This is a genomic window from Rhizobium sp. H4 (assembly GCF_003013335.1).
GTDB classification, from domain to species: Bacteria; Pseudomonadota; Alphaproteobacteria; order Rhizobiales; family Rhizobiaceae; genus Rhizobium; species Rhizobium sophoriradicis.
Map to the genome: position 1 here is coordinate 70,706 of NZ_PSOW01000014.1, position 19,419 is coordinate 90,124.

General features: G+C 61.1%; 19 protein-coding genes. 13 read left to right on the forward strand and 6 right to left on the reverse strand.

Annotated features, from left to right (window positions below):
* Positions 1-15: 15 nt before the first annotated feature.
* On the forward strand, positions 16-1,077 hold the full coding sequence (gene hisC / locus C4N04_RS21495) for a histidinol-phosphate transaminase (protein ID WP_106796985.1): 1,062 nt from the start codon (positions 16-18) through the stop codon (positions 1,075-1,077).
* A gap of 8 nt (positions 1,078-1,085) precedes the next feature.
* Here hisC and C4N04_RS21500 read toward each other — a convergent pair whose 3' ends face one another.
* Positions 1,086-2,000 carry a polyprenyl synthetase family protein gene (locus tag C4N04_RS21500; RefSeq protein ID WP_106796986.1) on the reverse strand — a complete coding sequence of 305 codons (915 nt, stop codon included), beginning with the start codon at positions 1,998-2,000 and terminating at the stop codon, positions 1,086-1,088.
* 136 nt (positions 2,001-2,136) lie between these two features.
* On the opposite strand from C4N04_RS21500, the gene mtgA reads away from it, so the two are divergent.
* From mtgA to C4N04_RS21525, 5 genes are all read left to right on the forward strand, one after another.
* Positions 2,137-2,874 carry a monofunctional biosynthetic peptidoglycan transglycosylase gene (gene mtgA, locus C4N04_RS21505; protein ID WP_038691942.1) on the forward strand — a complete coding sequence of 246 codons (738 nt, stop codon included), beginning with the start codon at positions 2,137-2,139 and terminating at the stop codon, positions 2,872-2,874.
* Between the two features lie 132 nt (positions 2,875-3,006).
* A complete protein-coding gene (locus C4N04_RS21510; RefSeq protein WP_106796987.1) occupies positions 3,007-3,729 on the forward strand; it encodes a DUF1868 domain-containing protein in 723 nt (240 codons plus the stop codon).
* 13 nt (positions 3,730-3,742) lie between these two features.
* Positions 3,743-4,390, forward strand: coding sequence for a glutathione S-transferase family protein (locus C4N04_RS21515; protein WP_038691946.1), 648 nt, complete (start codon positions 3,743-3,745; stop codon positions 4,388-4,390).
* Positions 4,391-4,545: 155 nt separating this feature from the next.
* A complete protein-coding gene (gene rpmF, locus C4N04_RS21520) occupies positions 4,546-4,731 on the forward strand; it encodes a 50S ribosomal protein L32 (protein ID WP_003543812.1) in 186 nt (61 codons plus the stop codon).
* A 162-nt stretch (positions 4,732-4,893) separates the two neighbouring features.
* Positions 4,894-5,301 carry a hypothetical protein gene (locus tag C4N04_RS21525; protein WP_038691948.1) on the forward strand — a complete coding sequence of 136 codons (408 nt, stop codon included), beginning with the start codon at positions 4,894-4,896 and terminating at the stop codon, positions 5,299-5,301.
* Here the strand turns inward: C4N04_RS21525 and phaR are convergent.
* Positions 5,296-5,871: a polyhydroxyalkanoate synthesis repressor PhaR gene (gene phaR / locus C4N04_RS21530; protein WP_009993948.1), complete on the reverse strand. Its 576-nt coding sequence runs from the start codon at positions 5,869-5,871 to the stop codon at positions 5,296-5,298. The two genes, C4N04_RS21525 and phaR, sit on opposite strands and share 6 nt — an antisense overlap.
* Before the next feature lie 239 nt (positions 5,872-6,110).
* Here phaR and C4N04_RS21535 point away from each other — a divergent pair, with 239 nt between their 5' ends.
* Both C4N04_RS21535 and C4N04_RS21540 read left to right on the forward strand, forming a co-directional pair.
* Positions 6,111-7,292: an acetyl-CoA C-acetyltransferase gene (locus C4N04_RS21535; RefSeq protein WP_038691950.1), complete on the forward strand. Its 1,182-nt coding sequence runs from the start codon at positions 6,111-6,113 to the stop codon at positions 7,290-7,292.
* 70 nt (positions 7,293-7,362) lie between these two features.
* Positions 7,363-8,088, forward strand: a complete 726-nt coding sequence (locus C4N04_RS21540) for a beta-ketoacyl-ACP reductase (RefSeq protein ID WP_038691952.1) — start codon at positions 7,363-7,365, stop codon at positions 8,086-8,088.
* Positions 8,089-8,265: 177 nt separating this feature from the next.
* Here the strand turns inward: C4N04_RS21540 and C4N04_RS21545 are convergent, their stop codons facing one another.
* Entirely contained in the window at positions 8,266-8,526 is a 261-nt protein-coding gene (locus tag C4N04_RS21545) for a glycine zipper domain-containing protein (protein ID WP_009991900.1), read from the reverse strand.
* A 26-nt stretch (positions 8,527-8,552) separates the two neighbouring features.
* Positions 8,553-8,708 carry a DUF3309 family protein gene (locus tag C4N04_RS21550; protein ID WP_009991901.1) on the reverse strand — a complete coding sequence of 52 codons (156 nt, stop codon included), beginning with the start codon at positions 8,706-8,708 and terminating at the stop codon, positions 8,553-8,555.
* An 806-nt stretch (positions 8,709-9,514) separates the two neighbouring features.
* On the opposite strand from C4N04_RS21550, the gene C4N04_RS21555 reads away from it, so the two are divergent.
* The 5 genes from C4N04_RS21555 (at position 9,515) to C4N04_RS21575 (ending at position 15,845) form a co-directional block, all read left to right on the forward strand.
* Positions 9,515-12,700, forward strand: a complete 3,186-nt coding sequence (locus tag C4N04_RS21555; RefSeq protein ID WP_106796988.1) for a helicase-related protein — start codon at positions 9,515-9,517, stop codon at positions 12,698-12,700.
* Between the two features lie 2 nt (positions 12,701-12,702).
* A complete protein-coding gene (locus C4N04_RS21560) occupies positions 12,703-13,107 on the forward strand; it encodes an RNA-binding S4 domain-containing protein (RefSeq protein WP_106796989.1) in 405 nt (134 codons plus the stop codon).
* 192 nt (positions 13,108-13,299) lie between these two features.
* Positions 13,300-13,638, forward strand: coding sequence for a ferredoxin FdxA (fdxA, locus tag C4N04_RS21565; RefSeq protein WP_038692796.1), 339 nt, complete (start codon positions 13,300-13,302; stop codon positions 13,636-13,638).
* Positions 13,639-14,031: 393 nt separating this feature from the next.
* The gene (locus C4N04_RS21570) at positions 14,032-14,604 is read left to right on the forward strand and encodes a CarD family transcriptional regulator (protein WP_011427211.1); all 573 of its coding nucleotides are present in this window, start codon (positions 14,032-14,034) and stop codon (positions 14,602-14,604) included.
* 377 nt (positions 14,605-14,981) lie between these two features.
* Positions 14,982-15,845, forward strand: a complete 864-nt coding sequence (locus C4N04_RS21575; RefSeq protein ID WP_038692797.1) for an RNA polymerase factor sigma-32 — start codon at positions 14,982-14,984, stop codon at positions 15,843-15,845.
* Between the two features lie 101 nt (positions 15,846-15,946).
* On the opposite strand, the gene C4N04_RS21580 is transcribed toward C4N04_RS21575, so the two are convergent.
* Entirely contained in the window at positions 15,947-17,491 is a 1,545-nt protein-coding gene (locus C4N04_RS21580; protein WP_038691959.1) for a M48 family metalloprotease, read from the reverse strand.
* A gap of 384 nt (positions 17,492-17,875) precedes the next feature.
* Positions 17,876-19,414 (reverse strand): MDR family MFS transporter, encoded by a 1,539-nt coding sequence (locus C4N04_RS21585; RefSeq protein ID WP_106796990.1) that lies wholly within the window; start codon positions 19,412-19,414, stop codon positions 17,876-17,878.
* Positions 19,415-19,419: the final 5 nt, after the last annotated feature.

A 19,419-nucleotide genomic window follows, 5' to 3' on the forward strand; every position in this document is an offset into this window, starting at 1 on the left:
GACCGGCGAGTCTAGATGAGCCGGTACTGGTCGCCCATCGTCAGTAAGCTTCGGCCCTATGTCGCAGGCGAGCAGCCCCGTATTCCCCGCCTGATCAAGCTTAACACCAACGAGAATCCCTACGGTCCGTCTCCCAGAGCGCTCGAGGCGATCGGGCAAGCGACGGACGATCGTCTTCGGCTCTATCCCGATCCCGCAGCCACGGAATTGCGCGAGGCGATCGCCGTCCGTCTCGGTCTGGGAGCAGATGAAGTCTTCGTCGGCAACGGCTCCGACGAGGTGCTCGCTCATACGTTTCAGGCGCTGCTGAAACACGAGCTGCCGCTTCTCTATCCGGATGTCAGTTATCCGTTCTATCCAGCCTATAGCCTGCTGTACGACGTCGAAACGATCGAAGTGCCTGTCGACGACAGGTTCCGGATACGGCTGGCGGATTACGACAGGCCGTGCGGCGCGATCCTCATCCCCAATCCGAATGCGCCGACCGGCATCGGCCTGCCGCTTGCCGATATAGAGGCGCTTGTCGCCGCCCATCCGGATGCGGTCGTGGCGATCGACGAGGCCTATGTCGATTTCGGCGGAGAGAGCGCCGTCCCGCTCATTTCCAAATACCCCAATCTGCTGGTCATTCAGACTCTGTCGAAATCCCGCTCGCTTGCGGGTCTGCGCGTCGGTTTTGCACTGGGGCAGCGGGAGCTGATCGAGGCGCTGGTGCGCGTCAAGGACAGCTTCAATTCCTATCCGCTCGATCGTCTGGCGCAGGTCGCCGCGACGGCGGCGATCAAGGACGAGGCGTGGTTCGAGACGTGCCGGAGCAAGCTTGTTGCCACCCGCCACGCTCTTGTCCTGGAACTCGAAGCACTGGATTTCCAAGTGCTGCCGTCTCAGGCGAATTTCGTTTTCGCAAGACACGCAAGCCGGCCGGGTGCCGCGCTTCAAGCCGCGCTGCGGGAGCGCGGTGTGCTCGTCCGGCATTTCGCCAAGCCGCGTATTTCGGAATTCCTGCGCATCAGCATCGGCACAGACGAGGAATGCGCCCGTCTGGTGTCCGCTCTCAAGGAAATATTGTCGGCCTGATCGGTCAGTTAGTTCTTCCGGTCGGCGATGAAATGCGCCGCGGCGATGAGGGTCGATGCGCGGGCGCTATAGGGAGCCAGCAGCGCCTCGGCGTCGGCGACATGCCGGCGGAGCTCGGTCTCTGCCCATCCCATGCCGTGCAGCGCCACGAGCGTTCCCTTGCCTCGGGCCGCATCCTTGCCGGTCGCCTTGCCCATGGTAGCGGCATCCGAGGTCAGGTCGAGAATGTCGTCGGCGAGCTGGAAGGCAAGGCCGATCTTTTCGCCGAAGGCGCGCAGGCGGCGGCGATCGTCCTGCGGGCTTCCCGCGATGATGGCGCCGGCCTCGCAGGCAAAGCGGATCAGCGCACCCGTTTTCATCGCCTGCAGGCGGATGATGCCGGCTTCGTCTTGAGCCTGTTTTTCCGCCGCCAGATCGAGCGCCTGGCCGCCGGCCATGCCGCCGAGACCGGCGGCGCGCGCAAGTGCCAGCACCAGCGATGCCTTGCTGGCATCGGGAAGCGCCGTTTCAGGTGCTGCGACAATGTCGAAGGCGTAGGTCAGCAGGCTATCGCCGGCGAGGATCGCGGTGGCTTCATCGAACTTGATGTGCACCGTCGGTTTGCCGCGGCGCATGTCGTCGTCGTCCATGGCCGGCAGATCGTCATGCACGAGGGAATAACAGTGCACGCATTCGAGCGCGGCGCCGATACGAAGGGCGGCCTGCGCATCACCGCCGAGAAGAGCGGCACTTTCGACGACCAGGAATGGACGCAGCCGCTTGCCGCCGTTCAGCACCGCATAGTGCATGGCGCTGCGCAGGGTCTCGGGCCTGGCGATTTCATCGGAAAGGGCGTTCGGCAACAGCAATGCGTCGAGCAGCGCCTCGATCTCGCGGGCGTTGTTCTTTAGCCTGGTCTCGAAAGTGTCCCGGTTCGCGTCCATCGGCGCTGTTTGGCATGGGGCAAGGGGGCTTGCAACGGAATTGTCGATGGCTACTGCAAGATTTCCCATGTGCTCTGGCATAAGCGCCTCACAGGCGTTATGAGAACGACAGGGAGCGAAGTGGACTGGGGACATTTTGGATATAGCGCCGGAGACAGAGGATATCGCCGACATGCCGGCCCGTCGGCGATGGTTCGAAAATCGGCCTGTGCTGAAGCGTATCGTTCTTGCCGTGCTGGCTCTGATCGTCCTTCCCTACGTCCTGATCTTTTTCTATCTGCTGCCCTTCATCCATCCGGTCTCGACCCTGATGCTGCGCGATCTCGTGCTGTTGCGCGGTTATGACCGCAGATGGGTGTCGCTGGACGAGATCTCTCCGGCCCTGGTGCAGTCGGTGATGATGTCCGAGGACGGGCAATATTGTTTTCACGGCGGCGTCGACTGGGCCGAGATGCGCATGCTGGTCGAGGATACGCTGAAAGGTCAGGCAACCCGCGGCGGCAGCACCATCCCGATGCAGACGGCCAAGAACCTCTTTCTCTGGAACAGCCGCTCCTTCGTGCGCAAAGCGATGGAGCTTCCTCTGGCCGTCTCCACGGATTTCGTTCTGTCGAAACGGCGGCTGATGGAAATCTATCTCAACATCGCAGAATGGGGTCCCGGTATCTACGGCGCCGAGGCGGCAGCCCAACATCATTTCAAGGTGCCGGCCTCGAAGCTGACGCGGCGGCAGGCATCGCTGCTTGCCGTCTCGCTCCCGAACCCGATCGACCGCAATGCCGGCAAGCCCGGACGAGGCCTTCGTCGGCTGGCCGGCGTGATCGAGAGGCGTGCGCAGGGTTCCGGCGATTACGTCAAATGCCTCTATGATTGAGATCATTGCGCTTAAGCCGGGAAAACCAAATCACATTTTTGCTGGAATGGCGGTAGAAGCCGCAAGCGTCATCTGACATTCTTGGTTCTGCCATATGGGCGGTGCAGTCCAATCGGAGTCCCTCAGTCGACCATGACGGCCACGACCTTTTTTCCCGAACTGCTCCTCTATTCGAAGACGCACAATCCGAGCCCGCCCGCTCACCTCGGCAGCCGTTATCGCAGGGTCGGCGGCTTTCTGCCCGAGGCCGGCAGTACCATCGTCTGTCATGTCGAGAAGGCGTCGCGGACGCAGACGGTGCTGATCGAAGCGCGCGAGAAATATCTGGCGATGCCCGAGGCCGAACAGTTCCTCTTCACGCCGATCTCCAGCCTTCACATGACGCTTTTCGAAGGTATCATCGAGACCAGACGCCGGCAGGATTACTGGCCGCGTGATCTCTCTCTCGATACGCCGATCGACGACATGACCGAGCTCCTTGCGGCACGGCTCGAAGGTTTTTCGATGGCCGAGCCCTTCAAGATCGCCGTCGTCGACGCTCAGCCGTCGGGACTGCTCGTCGATGGGGCAACCGAGCAGGACCGCAAGATCATGCGCGCCTGGCGCGACGCACTTGCCGATCTTCTCGGTTATCGCCAACCCAACCACATGGACTACAAGTTCCATATTACCTTCGCCTATCCAATCGAACGGCTGGAGGACGAAGCCTTGCCGCGCTGGCAGGCAATGCTTGACGGCGTGGCAGAGGATATCCGCCGCGAGGCTGCTGTTTTCGAGATGACGCCGCCGGCATTCTGCGTGTTCGAGGACATGAACCATTTCCACGAACTGCTGATCTTCGAATTCGACACCTGAACAGGACAAGCCCATGGACAGACCGACGCTCTACATCGCCAACAAGAATTATTCCTCCTGGTCCTTCCGGGCCTGGATAGCGCTGACCGGCACCGGTGTCGGTTTCGAGGAAGTCCTGATCCCCTTCGACTATCCCGGCGGCAATCCCGACATCAAGGCCATCTCGCCGAGCGGCAATGTGCCGGTGCTGCAGCACGGCGCATTGAAGATCTGGGAATCGCTGGCGATCATCGAATATGCCGCCGAGCTTTATCCCGAAGCCGGTCTTCTGCCGAGGGATCGCGCTGCGCGGGCGCTCGCCCGTTCGGTTTCGATGGAGATGCTGTCGGGCTTCCGGGCCCTGCGCGGCGCCTGCCCGATGAATATCCGCCGGCCGAGGGCCAGGATCGTCTTGCCGCATGGCGTCGACGCCGATATCCGCCGCATCGAGACGATCTGGCGCGACCTTCTGCAGAAGTCCGGCGGACCCTTTCTCTTCGGTGCCTTCAGCGGAGCGGATGCGATGTTTGCGCCTGTCGTCAACCGGTTCGACATCTATGATCTCGTCGATCGGGACGAGACGCTTGCCTATATGACGACGATGAAGGCGCATCCGGCCTGGCGCAAATGGGAAGAGGCGGCGCGCGCCGAGCGTTGGATCGTGGCGGAAGACGAAGTCTGAGCGAGGAATCAACGGCTCGCAAAAAATATTCATGGGGACTGGTCAAGGCCGCCCCTTGCATGTATAAGCGCGCAAAATTTCCGAAATCGCGACATGTCCGTTTCGGCCGCCAGTCTGGCCGTGGGAATGTTTTGCCCGCAAGTGGAGTAAGAGAAATGGCTGTACCGAAGAGAAAAACGAGCCCGTCCAAGCGCGGCATGCGCCGTTCGGCTGATGCGCTGAAGGCTCCGACCTATGTCGAAGACAAGAATTCCGGCGAACTGCGCCGCCCGCATCACATCGACCTGAAGACCGGCATGTATCGCGGCCGCCAGGTTCTGACGCCGAAGGAAAGCGCATAATTTCTCGATCCGGCTTGTCCGATCGAAGATTTTCAAGGCCGGCGTCATGCCGGCCTTTTGTATTTCTCCGCAGCGGGGTTATCGGCAAATATAATAGTTGCAGCGGCTTGAAGTGGGACGGCGGTTTAGCGCAGTATTCTCCTGGCGCCAGGAGATTTGCCGATGATAGCCGCAATGCCGCTGATGATTATCCCGTTTATTCTTTACAATCTGGCGATGCTCGGCCTGATGGGCGATGGCGGCATTGCAGTGCTGAAGCACGATATCATTGTGCTGTCGATGCTCTCGGGCGCGATCTGGAGCATGGCGCTTGGCGATCTCTTCATCGTCATAGCGCTCGTCGTGCTCTTCTTCGAAATCCTGAAGGCAACCAGAACCGGCCCCGGCAACCTCATCAACCACATATTGTCGATGCTGGTGTTCATCGCCTTCCTGGTCGAGTTTCTGCTCGTCCAGGACGCTGCGACACAGGTATTCTTCATTCTGATGACGATCGCTCTGATCGATGTGATCGGCGGGTTTGCCGTTTCGATCCGAAGCGCCGGGCGGGATGTCTCGATCGGCCTATAGGTTATCGAGCTTGTTCTGAAGGGCTCGGAGCTGTTCCTTCAGCTCGTCGATATCCTTGGCCTCGGCCTTGCGGCTTTCCTTGGCCGCCGGCGGCGTCATGAACGGCGAGAACATCTGCATGGCCTGCTGAAACAGTTCGGTATTGCGGCGAACCTGGTCCTCGACCATCTGCATTGGCAATTGCAGGTTCTTGCCGAGCGGCGTTTCGCCGAAGGCGCGGTTCACCTGCTCGCGCATCTGCGCCTGCTGTTCGGCAAAGGCGCGCATCGAATGTTCGAGAAAGCTCGGAACGACCATCTGCATCTGGTCGCCGTAATAGGTGATGAGCTGACGCAGGAAGGAGATCGGGAGCAGTGTGTTGCCGGTCTTCGATTCCTGTTCGAAGATGATCTGGGTCAGCACCGAATGGGTGATATCATCCCCGCTTTTTGCATCCTGGACGATAAAATCATCGCCCTTCTTCACCATCTCCGCCAAATCTTCCAGCGTCACATAGGTGCTGGTGCCTGTATTGTACAGGCGGCGATTGGCGTATTTCTTGATGACTATCTGACCCTCATTCTTCGCCATATCAGTCTCCTGAACCCCCGTCTGATTTATGGATGTTCCTCCACTTCAGACTGTAAACGCAAAAGAAGGCCGGTGACAATCTCTTTGTGCGATGCGGCAAACCTTTAACAGATCATACGAATTGGCTTTACGGGCCCGCCGCCGAAAAATGGCGGCGGCCGGTCTTCGCGTTTGACTTGTGCTCAAAGCTTTGCCAGTTTCCCCTTATGTTAGTGGGACGAAAAACGAGGAGCCTCCCCATGAGCAATTCATCCATCGTCATCGCCAGCGCAGGCCGGACCGCCGTCGGTTCGTTCAACGGCGCTTTCGCAACGGTCCCCGCGCACGAACTCGGCGCGGCGGTCATCAAGGGCGCGCTCGCACGCGCCGGCGTCGATGCCGGCGAAGTCGATGAGGTGATCCTCGGCCAGGTGCTGGCCGCGGGTGAAGGCCAGAACCCGGCCCGCCAGGCGGCGATCAAGGCCGGTATTCCGAAGGAAGCGACGGCTTGGGGCGTCAACCAACTGTGCGGCTCGGGCCTGCGCGCCGTCGCGCTCGGCATGCAGCAGATTGCCACCGGCGATGCCAAGATCATCGTTGCCGGCGGTCAGGAATCCATGTCGATGGCGCCGCATGCCGTGCATTTGCGCGGCGGCGTCAAGATGGGCGACACGAAGATGGTCGACACAATGATCAAGGACGGCCTGACCGATGCCTTCCATGGTTATCACATGGGCATCACGGCCGAGAATATTGCGCGTCAATGGCAGCTTTCGCGTGACGAACAGGATCAGTTCGCCGTCGCTTCGCAGAACAAGGCGGAGGCCGCCCAGAAAGCCGGCCGCTTTGCCGACGAGATCATCCCCTATGTCATCCAGACGCGTAAGGGCGACGTTACCGTCGATGCCGACGAATATATCCGCCACGGCGCGACGCTGGAGGCGATGGGCAAGCTGCGGCCGGCCTTCGACAAGGACGGCACGGTGACCGCTGCGAATGCCTCCGGCCTCAATGACGGCGCTGCCGCAGCGGTGTTGATGAGCGAAGCGGAAGCGGTCCGCCGCGGCATCCAGCCGCTCGCCCGCATCGTTTCCTGGGCAACGGCGGGCGTCGATCCTTCAATCATGGGCACCGGCCCGATCCCGGCGTCCCGCAAGGCGCTGGAAAAGGCCGGCTGGTCGGTCGGCGATCTCGATCTCGTCGAAGCCAACGAGGCTTTCGCGGCACAAGCCTGCGCCGTCACCAAGGATCTGGGTTGGGATCCTGCCATCGTCAACGTCAATGGCGGGGCGATTGCCATCGGTCATCCGATCGGCGCTTCCGGCGCGCGCGTTCTCAACACGCTGCTGTTCGAAATGAAGCGCCGCGGCGCCAAGAAGGGCCTGGCTACGCTTTGCATCGGCGGCGGCATGGGTGTCGCCATGTGCTTCGAGGCGTTTTAATAGCACACCATACGATCGTCATTGATTGAAACCCCGCCCCGCGCGGGCGAAAACACAAGGGGAGCGGAACATGAGCAGAGTGGCTCTGGTCACCGGAGGTACACGCGGCATCGGCGCAGCCATATCCATGGCGCTGAAAAACGCCGGCTACAGGGTTGCGGCGACTTATGCCGGCAATGACGAGAAGGCCAGAGCCTTCCACGAGGTCACCGGCGTCGCCGTATTCAAGTGGGACGTTTCGGACTATGCTGCCTGCGGTGAAGGGATCGCCACGGTTGAAAGCGAGATCGGCCCGGTCGAGATTCTCGTCAACAATGCCGGCATCACCCGCGATGCAATGTTCCACAAGATGACGCCGCAGCAGTGGCACGAGGTGATCAATACCAACCTCACCGGCCTGTTCAACATGACGCATCAGGTCTGGACGGGGATGCGCGACCGCAGCTTCGGGCGCATCGTCAACATCTCATCGATCAACGGCCAGAAGGGCCAGATGGGCCAGGCGAACTATTCGGCCGCCAAGGCCGGCGATCTCGGTTTCACCAAGGCGCTTGCCCAGGAAGGGGCAGCGAAAAACATCACGGTCAACGCCATCTGCCCCGGTTACATCGGAACGGAAATGGTGCTTGCCGTGCCGGAGAAAGTGCTGAACGAACGCATCATTCCCCAGATTCCCGTCGGCCGTCTCGGCGAGCCGGAAGAGATCGCCCGTTGCGTCACCTTCCTCGTCTCCGACGATGCCGGCTTCATCACCGGCTCGACGCTGACGGCCAATGGCGGACAGTTCTTCGTCTAGCTCATTATCCGAGATCGAAATCGATTTCGAAATGACCACGTGGATTGAAAAAGGAGCGCATCCGGCTGGATGCGCTCCTTTTCTGTCCGCATGCCACTGTTGGCGCTGACAGCTGCGGCCGGCAAAGAAAAACGGGCGCCGAGGCGCCCGTTGGGAAGTCCGATATGAGTTTGCCGGTCAGTAGCGGCAACGGGCCTCGTAGCGGCGGCCGTAGCGGTCGCGATAGATGCAGTAGCCGCGGCGTTCGACCGACTGGCCGATCAGGGCGCCGGTGAGGCCGCCGGCAACGGCGCCGACAGCAGCACCGCCCCAGCTGTTGGTAACGGCGCCGCCGATGACCGCGCCGGTGCCGGCGCCGATCGCCGTGCCCTGCTCGGTCGCCGTGCAGGATGCGAGAGCGCCTACGAGCGCGCCAATAAGAACAATCTTCTTCATCATGTCGTAACTCCCCAGGTTGTCGGGCTTTAGATGCGGCCCATTAGTACAAGGATAATGATAATGACGAGAACTAGCCCCAAACCGCCGGCAGGTCCATAGCCCCAGCCACGGCTATAACCCCAATTCGGCAAGGCTCCGATCAAGAGCAGAATGAGGATAACCAGAAGTATCGTGCCAAGCATGGTGTCTTTCCTTCATTTCATCCGCAATCTGAATGGACAAGAAACACGCATTGGCGATTTTTGTTCCCGGTTGCGCCCGCGAATTGTGATGCGTGCCGATTCATGGTTTGCGATCCGTCTTCCCTGGCAAATTGTTGGTATGGTTAAAAAGTCTTTTGCATACAATATGTTGCGGTGAACAAATCGAGAAGCTCGCAATGTCGCCGATTCGTCGGTGATTCGTTCCGTTTTCGATCGACCCGATCGCGGCAAGCGGTTCCGGCTTAACGCTGTGTAAATTTGGTCGTCGAAAGGTTAACGCCTGTCCGGAACGGTCGGATATGAGGATGTGTCGCTTGCCTAATCTAGCGACGGGTGACGGCGGCGCTACCGGATCTTGCCGTGAACGAAAGGTGAAAGCGGTCCGGTCGGCGATTCGTCTCCGATTCGTTCCGGATTTGGTCGAGAAATTAATTGGGGTGGAATTTCGCGCGGCAAAAAGCGGGGCGGCAGATCGCCGGCAGGCGAAACAAATGCGAACAGGGCAGAGTCTCGTGATTCAGCATTTAGTGGGAAAAAGTGATTCAAAATCAATACTTAGCCGTGAACAAAAGCTGAATCAGCGGGAGTCAGCGATTCGTCGCTGATTCGTTCTTAGGCTGTTCCGAATCGGAAATGCAGGCGTTCCCGATGACTCGCAAAGGTCGTAATCGCCGAAGCATTTTAAAATCTGCCCTTGCGTTTGCGGCGACAGCTGTCCATGTGTTCTGTGCCTCCGTCGAGAGGTGACAGTTTTCCTGGGGCCGCCTGCCTCGTTTGCATGGAATATGACTCTGACTTCGCAGCCGATGATTCTGAGCGGGCGCGGTGTGACCGCGATGCTCGGACCAACCAATACCGGCAAGACCCACTATGCCATCGAGCGCATGGTCGCACACGGGACCGGCGTGATCGGCCTGCCGCTGCGGCTGCTGGCGCGCGAGGTCTATACGCGGGTGGTGGAGAAGGTCGGTGTGCAGAACGTGGCGCTGGTCACCGGTGAGGAAAAGATTTCGCCGGCCAATGCACGTTTTTCGGTCTGTACCGTCGAAGCGATGCCGCGCGACACCAAGGCCGCCTTCGTCGCGATCGACGAGGTGCAGCTCGCCGGCGATCTCGAGCGCGGCCATATCTTCACCGACCGTATCCTGCACCTTCGCGGCCGCGAGGAAACGCTGCTGCTCGGCGCGGCAACGATGCGGCCGATCCTGCAGCAGCTGCTGCCCGGTATCACCATCGTCGAGCGGCCGCGGCTTTCGCATCTTTTCTATGCCGGGCAGAAGAAGATCACCCGGCTGCCGCAGCGCTCCGCCATCGTCGCTTTTTCGGCCGACGAGGTCTATGCCATCGCCGAGCTCATCCGCCGGCAGCGTGGCGGCGCGGCGGTCGTGCTGGGCGCGCTCAGCCCGCGCACTCGCAATGCGCAGGTCGCGCTTTATCAGGCGGGCGACGTCGAATATCTGGTGGCGACCGACGCAATCGGCATGGGCCTCAATCTCGATGTCGATCACGTCGCTTTCGCCCAGGACAGAAAATTCGACGGCTACCAGTTCCGCAACCTCAATCCGGGTGAACTCGGCCAGATCGCCGGCCGCGCCGGGCGGCACGTGCGCGACGGCACCTTCGGCGTCACCGGCCAGGTCTCACCCTTCGACGAGGAGCTGGTCCAGCGCATCGAAGGCCATGAATTCGACAATGTCAAAGTCCTGCAATGGCGCACGACCGAGATGGACTTCTCCTCAATCCAGTCGCTGCGCGCCAGCCTCGAAGCGGGGCCGCGCGTCGCCGGACTGACGCGGGCGCTGCCCGCGGTCGACCAGCAGGCGCTGGAGCAGCTGTCACGCTATCCCGAAGTCATCGATCTCGCCGACCGGCCGGCCCGCGTCGAAAAACTCTGGGAGGCTTGCGCACTTCCCGACTACAGGCGTATCACTCCGGCACAACATGCCGATCTGATCGCGACCCTCTTTTCCGATCTCGTCCGCTATGGCACGGTGAATGAGCAATTCCTTGCGGAGCAGGTTCATCGCTCCGATCGGACAGATGGGGAAATTGACACGCTTTCGGCGCGAATCGCGCAGATAAGAACCTGGACCTATGTGTCGAATCGGCCCGGCTGGCTGACCGATCCGACACATTGGCAGGAAAAGACGCGGGAAATCGAAGATCGATTGTCCGATGCGTTACATGAAAGGTTGACGAAACGCTTTGTTGATCGCAGGACATCTGTGCTCATGAAGCGCCTGAGAGAGAATGCGATGCTGGAAGCTGAAATCAGTGTGAATGGCGATGTCTTCGTTGAAGGACATCATGTAGGGCAGTTGAGCGGATTCCGTTTCACGCCGGTGGCGGGAACGGACGGACCGGATGCCAAGGCGGTTCAGGCTGCGTCGCAAAAAGCGCTCGCGCTCGAATTCGAAGCCAGAGCGGCGCGGATGCATGCCGCCGGCAATAGCGATCTGGCGATCGGCTCGGACGGGTTGATCCGCTGGCTCGGTGATCCGGTGGCGCGGCTTTCGGGCAGCGATCACGTCATGCGCCCGCGGGTGATCCTGCTGGCCGACGAGCAGTTGACGGGCAATGCCCGCGATCACGTCGCCGCCCGCATCGAGCGCTTCGTCAATCATCATATCAGCACGGTGCTGAAACCGCTCGACGATCTGTCGCGCGCCGAGGACCTGCAGGGTCTGGCCAAGGGGCTTGCCTTCCAGCTCGTCGAAAATCTCGGCGTGCTCTTCCGTCGTGACGTGACCGAGGAGGTGAAGTCGCTGGATCAGGAGGCCCGCGCCTCCATGCGCCGCTACGGCGTGCGTTTCGGCGCCTATCACATCTTCGTCCCGGCACTTCTGAAGCCGGCCCCGGCCGAACTGATCACGCTGCTCTGGGCGTTGAAGAACGACGGTCTGGACAAGCCGGGTTACGGTGACCTCATTCCCGTGTTGGCCGCCGGCCGTACTTCCGTCGTGACCGATCCGAGCTATGAGCGGATGTTCTACAAGCTCGCCGGTTTCCGCTTCCTCGGCAAGCGTGCGGTGCGCATCGACATTCTTGAGCGGCTTGCCGATATCATCCGTCCGCTGCTGCAATGGAAGCCCGGTCAGAACAATCGTCCGGAGGGCGCCTATGACGGCCGCCGCTTCACGACGACGACGGCGATGCTGTCAATCCTCGGCGCGACGCTCGAGGACATGGAAGAAATCCTCAAGGGTCTCGGCTATCGCGCCGATGCCGTGAAGGCGGAAGAGGCGTCGGCTCATCTTGCCGCGCAGGACGCCGCTTCGGCTCCCGCAGCCTCCGTGGAGGCATCTGCGGAAGAAACGGTGGAAAAGGCTGATCACGACGACGCCGACGCGGCGGCAGACGAGGCTGTTTCCGAGCCATCCCCAGCCGAGTCGGCCGCAACCGACGCCCCCGCGGCAGAGGCACTAAGCAACCCCGCGACCGAAGCCTCGGCAGAGGTTCCGGCCGCCGGGGAAACAGCCGCTGATTCCGGGGAGACCGGCGAACCGGCGGAACCGAAGCCGGTTCTTCTGTGGCGCCTCGGTGGCCGCAACGATAATCATCGCCAGGCGCGTGGCGGCCATGGCGAACGCCGCGGTGGCCAGGGCCACGATCGAGGCCAGAACCAGGATCGCGGCGAGCGCAATCGCCGCCCCGGCGGCGAAGGCGGCGAGGGCAATCGCGGCGGCGACGGACGCGACAACAACCGCAACAACCGTGGCAAGGACGGCGGTCGCGATGGCCGGCCGCAGCAGGCCAGGGGCGGCGAGCGCAAGGACCAGCCGCGCGGCGACCGGCAGGACCGTGGTGATCGCAAGGATCGCGGCGAACGCAATGACCGGAACGATCGCAACAACAATCGCGGCGCACAGCCGCTGCGCTTCGAGGCCAAGCCGCCACGCAAGGAGAAGCCGATCGATCCGGATTCGCCCTTCGCCAAGCTCGCCGCTCTCAAGGAACAGATGAAGAAGTAGTCATGGGCGGGGAGACACAGCCGGTAGGCGGTTCGCGCCAGCGCATCGACAAGTGGCTGTTCTTCACGCGCATGGTGAAGTCGCGTTCGCTGGCGCAGAGCCATGTCCAGTCGGGGCACGTGCGCATCAACGGCGAGCGCTGCAGCCAGCCGAGTCAGATGGTCAAGCCGGGCGACCGCATTGAGTTGACGCTGGAACGGCGTGACGTCGTGCTCATCGTGCGTCTCGCCGGCGAGCGGCGGGGCCCCTACGAGGAGGCGCGCCTGCTCTATGATGACCAATCGCCGCCGCCGGATGAGGCAAAACGCCTCACCCCCTACGAGCAAGCGATCCGGGCCACCGGGACCGGCCGTCCGACCAAAAAGGAAAGACGCGCGATCGACAGGCTGATGTCGGACGAGGATTAGAAAACTCTGTCTGCGGCGGCGGCTTTTGCAGATCGTTTATCCTTGAATTCCGGCGATAAAGCCGATACGTCACTGACAACCTGCCGGAAGCGTGCTTGCCTCCCAAGCCTGTCCACGCTTCGTCCGGCACGGGGATAGGCGCGACGTTCCAGGTTGCCCGGCCCCATCCGCATGGAAATCCTGGAGTTCTTCATGACCTATGTCGTGACCGACAATTGCATCAAGTGCAAATACACCGACTGCGTGGAAGTCTGCCCCGTCGACTGCTTCTATGAAGGCGAGAATTTCCTCGTCATCCATCCCGACGAATGCATCGATTGCGGCGTCTGCGAGCCCGAATGTCCCGCCGAGGCGATCAAGCCGGATACCGAGCCGGGCCTCGACAAGTGGCTGAAGATCAACACCGAATATGCCACCATCTGGCCGAATATCACGGTCAAGAAGGACCCGCTGCCGGAGGCCAAGGAGATGGATGGCCAGACCGGAAAGTTCGAGAAATATTTCTCCGAAAAACCCGGTTCCGGCGATTAACACGGCTGCCCGCCTCGACCGCCGGATTCGGGCGTTTACGCGATGAAACGTTTTAAATCCTGCGTGTCTGATATGGGTGATGTGTGTTGCCCGCATGACTCAGGCGAAGCAAATTATTGATTTCCTCATATTTTTATGATAGGTTTCGCCTACTGTTCCATTTGTGGCATAACGCATGCCCAAAACCATCACGAAAGCAAAACCAATCCGTACGCGGTTTCCGTGACATATCAACGCTTTGAGCGCCGGGTCCCAAGATCGCGCGCAAGAAGTCTTTGCTTTTGCCTGATGGGACCAGAGTGAAGTCACCCGACGGATACGACCGTCTCACCCGGGCCTGACTGACCCGGCTCCGGCCGCCGCCGGAAGCGTAACAGGGAGTTTTTGAATAGAATGACGACTCAGCAGAAAAAGCCTTCTACAGCACGTCACGGCTTCAAGACCGGTGAATCGATCGTCTACCCCGCACATGGCGTCGGTACCATCACCGCTATCGAAGAGCAAGAAGTTGCCGGCATGAAGCTCGAACTTTTCGTTATCGATTTCGAGAAGGACAAGATGCGCTTGAAGGTTCCGGTCGCGAAGGCGATGAGCATTGGCATGCGTAAGCTTTCGGAAACGGATTTCGTCGATCGTGCATTGAAGGTTGTGCAGGGCAAGGCGCGCGTCAAACGCACCATGTGGTCCCGCCGCGCTCAGGAATATGATGCCAAGATCAATTCCGGCGATCTGATTTCCATCGCTGAAGTCGTGCGTGATCTTTATCGTGCGGAAAACCAGCCCGAGCAGTCCTATTCCGAGCGCCAACTCTACGAGGCTGCGCTCGACCGCATGGCGCGCGAAATCGCCGCCGTCAACAAGATGTCGGAAACCGAAGCCGTCCGCCTTGTCGAGACCAACCTCAACAAGGGTCCGAAGCGCGGCAAGGCCATCGAAGAAGACGACTCGCAGGACGAAGCCGCATAAGGCGACCCTATTTTTCCTGTCAAAAAACCCGGCCTTCGTGCCGGGTTTTTTTATTGGAACTTTTTCCAGACTGCCGCGTTTATCAAACGTAATTGCGGACTGCTCGTCGAGCCTGGCTCGTCGGGCGAACTGCCATTCCGTCAATGTTCGGTGAGGAGCGGATCATGCCTTTTCAATATTGCCCGTTCGGCAACATGAAAAAACAGGTCCAACCCAGCCGTCTTAGCGGCCCATGATGAAAATTAGGGCCTCCCCCTGAAAAGTCCAGGGGTGAGGCCTTCATGCATTCGGAACCCCATTCAGTCGGGACAGCGATGTTCCGGAAGGTGAGTTGTTTTGTTCATTTTGAGGGCGAAGGCCTGTTTCGGGAGATCGAAATGAAGAACATGTCTGCAGATCGGCGCATGATCAAAATCGCGATGGCCGCCCCCTATCTCGCCCGCCAGGAAGAGCACGATCTCGCCACCCGCTGGAAGGATCATGACGATCGCGGCGCGCGCAACCAGATCGCCATGGCGCATATGCGCCTGGTGATCTCCATGGCCGGCAAGTTCCGCAATTTCGGTCTGCCGATGAGCGACCTCGTACAGGAGGGCTATGTCGGGCTGCTGGAGGCCGCCGCCCGCTTCGAGCCGGAACGCGACGTGCGCTTTTCGACCTATGCGAGCTGGTGGATCCGGGCGTCGATTCAAGACTATATCCTGCGCAACTGGTCGATCGTGCGCGGCGGCACAAGTTCGGCGCAGAAGGCGCTGTTCTTCAATCTGCGTCGCCTGCGCGCCAAACTCGCCAAGGGCGACACACAACTGACGCTCCAATCCATCCATCAGGAAATTGCCGCGGCGCTGGGCGTCAGCCTTGCCGACGTTCAGACTATGGATGCCAGGCTTTCCGGCAACGACGCTTCGCTGCAGGCGCCTTCCGTCTCCGGCGATGCTGAGAGCGCGGAGAAGATGGATTTTCTCGTCAGCGACGATCCGCTGCCCGACGAACAGGTTTCCAATATGATCGACGGCGAGCGCCGCCGGGTCTGGCTCGCCTCGGCGTTGAAACATCTCAACGAACGCGAAATGAAGATCATCAGCGCCCGGCGTCTGGCCGAAGACGGCGCCACGCTCGAAGAGCTCGGTGCCGATCTCGGCATTTCCAAGGAGCGTGTGCGCCAGATCGAAAGCCGGGCGATGGAAAAACTTCGTACCGCGCTGGTGAGCGCCGACCCGCATATGGCGGCCTACGCATAGACCGGCTGCTTACAGCATCCTTTGCGCGTCTGAAAAGACGCGCGCCGCAAACCTCATTCCCTCCAGCAGCACAGACTGGCCCGGCGCAAGCCGGGCTTTTTTTACTCGGCAATGATCTTGACGCGATCGCCGGGTGAAACGGCCGCGCCCATGGGCAGGGCATTGATGAGCTTGAACAGATCGAGCTTGCGGTCGGTGCCCATCATGCGGGCAGAGAGCGTCGAGATGTTCTCGCCCGGCCGCACCGTGACGACACGGATGCGCAGCGGCTTCAGCGAGGCCGTTTCCGCCGGCGTCATGCGCCGGAAACTCGCCCGCAGAACATTGGCCGTCGGCTCCAGGGCGTCGCTGCCTTTCGGCACGGCGGTGAGGAAACGGAAGATCTGCGTATTGTTGCGGATCACGGTGACATCGAAATCCCAGCGGTCGGCGCTGGCGCGCGCGGTGGCAGCTTCCATGCCGTTGATGGTGATCTGCTGGATGGTCGACGGGTCGAGACCGGTCACCCAGCCGCTGGAAATATAATTGGTGAGGCTCTGGTTCTGGTTGTCGGCGACGCCATCGAAGCGGACGGCGATGTCGTTCGGGCCGGTCGCCATCACCGCCTCGACCTTGTTGTCGATGTGAAATTCAGGTGGCACGTCGAAACGGATGCCGAGGCCGCCATGCAGGAAAGTCTGGCCGCGCACATAGCCTTCTTCCGGGCTGTCGCCGTACAGCAGGCCGTCTATGCCGTCGAGATAATAATCGCGGCCCTTATCGCCAACGGAACCCTCCTGGCCGAAGGCCCGCGCATGAGTGCGGGCAAGCTCGATACGCTGGGCGGAATTCGGGTGGCTCGAGAGAAAGTCGAGGCTCTGGTCGGCCTCCGGGTCGACCGACATGAAGCGGCTGTACGCCGCCATGGAATCGAGGAAGCGGGCGGCGGCATAGGGATCATAGCCTGCTTCGCCGAGCATGCGCACGCCGATGACATCGGCCTGCAGTTCCTGCTGGCGCGAAAAGGCGGCGAGCCGCAGCTTGCCGCGGGCCAGCGCCTGTTTGCCGGCGATATCGCTGGAGAGCACCTCGGCGACGACGCGGCTGGCGATGACCTCCGCCTCTTCGCGCTTCTGCCGCTCTATGCCGTGGTTGGCCGTCACGTGGCCCATTTCGTGCGACAGCACGGCGGCGACCTCGGAAGCATCGTTGGCAAGGGCGAGCAGGCCGCGGGTGACGTAGAGGTAACCGCCCGGCAGCGCAAAGGCGTTGATAGCAGGCGAGTTCAGGATGGTGATGCGGTAGGACTGGCTCGGATTTTCCGACACTGCCGTCAGCGCGCCGGCGATCCGGGCGACGAGACGCTCGGTCTTGGCATCCTTATATTCGCCGCCATAGCTTGCCACGATGCGCGGATGTTCACGGGCGCCCATCGCCGCACGCGGGTCGTTCTTCTGCACCTCGTCAACGATCTGCGGATTGGAGGACGGCGAGATGCTCGGCTGATAGGATTGTTCGATCAGCGATTGACACCCGTTCAGCGCCATTGCGATGGCTGAAAGCAGCATCAGGCGACGCACGAAACGGCGCGGCGCGCAGATGGCATCACTGGAAAGCGCGGGCGATTTCCACGTCGTCAAGCTGTCCAGTCTGGTTCTCCGCATCATGTCGCTGCTTTGCCGGTTTGCCGCAGATCGGGACCGGCCTTGGCAAGGGGAACTTAACAGGTGCGCACCCCTGATCTCGCGCTGCACGCTAGGCCGATACAAGTCGTTGCTGTAACTGATTTCCGCATCGGTTGCATAGCGAGACTCTGTTTAAATGTGGCGCCGTTGCATTTTGGCAATGCCTCAGTCGTCGAGGCCTCCTTCGCTCGGATGAAATTATGGCGAAAGTTCCGTCATAAGGCGCAGATATGCCGGCGGCGCGAAAAAAGAACGGGGTGATTGAGGCAATCACGGCGGAAACAGCCGCAGCACGCGAAACTCGCAACTATCGATAGTGATCTGAGGAGAGATCGTCTGATGTGGCGACTTCCATTTTGCGATCGGCTATTCCGCCGCTTCCGCCGTGGCAGGTTGCGGCTGCTTCATCTCGCCGGCGCGCGGCAGCTGCACGGGCTTCAGCATCACGGCGGCGGCAAGGCCGATCAGGGCAATGGCGCAGGAGGTCATGAACAGCGGCGAGAAGGCGGCGGCATAGAGATCGGCGACAGCCTGGCGGCTCGCTTCGGGAAGAGCGGCCATCATCTTCGGCGTCAGCTGTTCGATATCGGCAACACCGGCAATGGGAACGCCGGCCTTGCCGAGACCGGAGGCGATGACGGCGCCGTAGATGGAAATGGCGATCGAAGCGCCACCCATGCGCGATAGGGTCACCGAACCGGTTGCTGCGCCGACGTCGCGGGCGGGCGCGGCATTCTGCACGCCGATAACTGGAACCTGCTGGGCAAGGCCGATGCCGATTCCGTGCAGCAGCATGATCGCGCCGATGAAGGCGATCGGCGTTCCGGCCTGGATCTGCGACATCAGCGCGAAGGCGACGGCGCTGCAGGTGAGACTTGCGATGGCGAAAGGTTTGTAACGTCCCGTCCTGGAGATGATGCTGCCTGCCGACAGCGATCCGCAGACGAGGCCGCCTGTGAGGAGGATAAAGAAAAGGCCGGCGGCGGAGGGCGAAAGACCCGTCGTCGTCTGCAGGAAGAGAGCGAAGTAATTGACCATGCCGATGGCGATGGCGCCGCCCGTGATCGAGATGATCAGCAGCAGGCTGAAGGTCGAATTGCGGAAGAGCTGCAGCGGCACGATCGGCTCGGGTGCGCGACGTTCGACCAAAACCCAGGCGACGGCGCAAACGATGCCGAAGGCGACGACGCCGATACTCTCGGGCGAAATCAATGCGCCGAACAATTCGCTGCTATCGGTGGCTAGCACGACGCTCGTGGTCGTCAGCGCAAGCAGCAGCGCGCCGGCATAATCGATCTTGGGACGGCGATGCGGTTTGCGGTAGGGCAGCATGAAGGCCAAGCCGGTCAGCGCGATGAAGCCGATCGGCACGTTGACGAGGAAGATCGAGCGCCAGCCGAAGAGATCGCTCATCGTGCCGCCGAGCACCGGACCGATCGCGCCCGACGCCATCAGCACGAGGCTGGAATAGCTTTGATAGCGCGCCCGCTCGCGCGGCTCGAACAGATCGGCGTTAACGGCGAAGATCGATACCATGATGCCGCCGCCGCCGAGGCCCTGCAGCACGCGGGCAGCGATCAGCGTGTCCATCGAGACGGCGAGGCCGCAGACCGCCGAGCCGACGGTGAAGATTGCGATCGCCGTCATCATTACATATTTGCGGCCGAAGAGATCGCCGAGCTTGCCATAGAGCGGCATGACGGCGCTGAGCGCCAGAAGATAGGCCGAGCCGATCCAGCCGAAACGTTCGAGATGGCCGAATTCGCCGACGATCGTCGGCAGCGCCGTGGAGACGATCTGATTATCCAGCGTCGCCATGAACATGGCGGTCATCAGGAAGAAGAAGAGGATAAGCCGGCGACGAGGGTCCGTCACCAGCGGCGCAGGCGCGAGTTGCATGTCCATGGATG

Excerpts from the sequence above, each read along its gene's own strand:
- hisC (WP_106796985.1), top strand. The coding sequence starts at position 16 with ATGAGCCGGTACTGGTCGCCCATCGTCAGTAAGCTTCGGCCCTATGTC.
- C4N04_RS21500 (WP_106796986.1), bottom strand. The coding sequence starts at position 2,000 with ATGGACGCGAACCGGGACACTTTCGAGACCAGGCTAAAGAACAACGCC.
- C4N04_RS21510 (WP_106796987.1), top strand. The coding sequence starts at position 3,007 with ATGACGGCCACGACCTTTTTTCCCGAACTGCTCCTCTATTCGAAGACG.
- C4N04_RS21515 (WP_038691946.1), top strand. The coding sequence starts at position 3,743 with ATGGACAGACCGACGCTCTACATCGCCAACAAGAATTATTCCTCCTGG.
- rpmF (WP_003543812.1), top strand. The coding sequence starts at position 4,546 with ATGGCTGTACCGAAGAGAAAAACGAGCCCGTCCAAGCGCGGCATGCGC.
- C4N04_RS21525 (WP_038691948.1), top strand. The coding sequence starts at position 4,894 with ATGATAGCCGCAATGCCGCTGATGATTATCCCGTTTATTCTTTACAAT.
- phaR (WP_009993948.1), bottom strand. The coding sequence starts at position 5,871 with ATGGCGAAGAATGAGGGTCAGATAGTCATCAAGAAATACGCCAATCGC.
- C4N04_RS21535 (WP_038691950.1), top strand. The coding sequence starts at position 6,111 with ATGAGCAATTCATCCATCGTCATCGCCAGCGCAGGCCGGACCGCCGTC.
- C4N04_RS21540 (WP_038691952.1), top strand. The coding sequence starts at position 7,363 with ATGAGCAGAGTGGCTCTGGTCACCGGAGGTACACGCGGCATCGGCGCA.
- C4N04_RS21545 (WP_009991900.1), bottom strand. The coding sequence starts at position 8,526 with ATGATGAAGAAGATTGTTCTTATTGGCGCGCTCGTAGGCGCTCTCGCA.
- C4N04_RS21550 (WP_009991901.1), bottom strand. The coding sequence starts at position 8,708 with ATGCTTGGCACGATACTTCTGGTTATCCTCATTCTGCTCTTGATCGGA.
- C4N04_RS21555 (WP_106796988.1), top strand. The coding sequence starts at position 9,515 with ATGACTCTGACTTCGCAGCCGATGATTCTGAGCGGGCGCGGTGTGACC.
- C4N04_RS21560 (WP_106796989.1), top strand. The coding sequence starts at position 12,703 with ATGGGCGGGGAGACACAGCCGGTAGGCGGTTCGCGCCAGCGCATCGAC.
- fdxA (WP_038692796.1), top strand. The coding sequence starts at position 13,300 with ATGACCTATGTCGTGACCGACAATTGCATCAAGTGCAAATACACCGAC.
- C4N04_RS21570 (WP_011427211.1), top strand. The coding sequence starts at position 14,032 with ATGACGACTCAGCAGAAAAAGCCTTCTACAGCACGTCACGGCTTCAAG.
- C4N04_RS21575 (WP_038692797.1), top strand. The coding sequence starts at position 14,982 with ATGAAGAACATGTCTGCAGATCGGCGCATGATCAAAATCGCGATGGCC.
- C4N04_RS21580 (WP_038691959.1), bottom strand. The coding sequence starts at position 17,491 with ATGATGCGGAGAACCAGACTGGACAGCTTGACGACGTGGAAATCGCCC.
- C4N04_RS21585 (WP_106796990.1), bottom strand. The coding sequence starts at position 19,414 with ATGGACATGCAACTCGCGCCTGCGCCGCTGGTGACGGACCCTCGTCGC.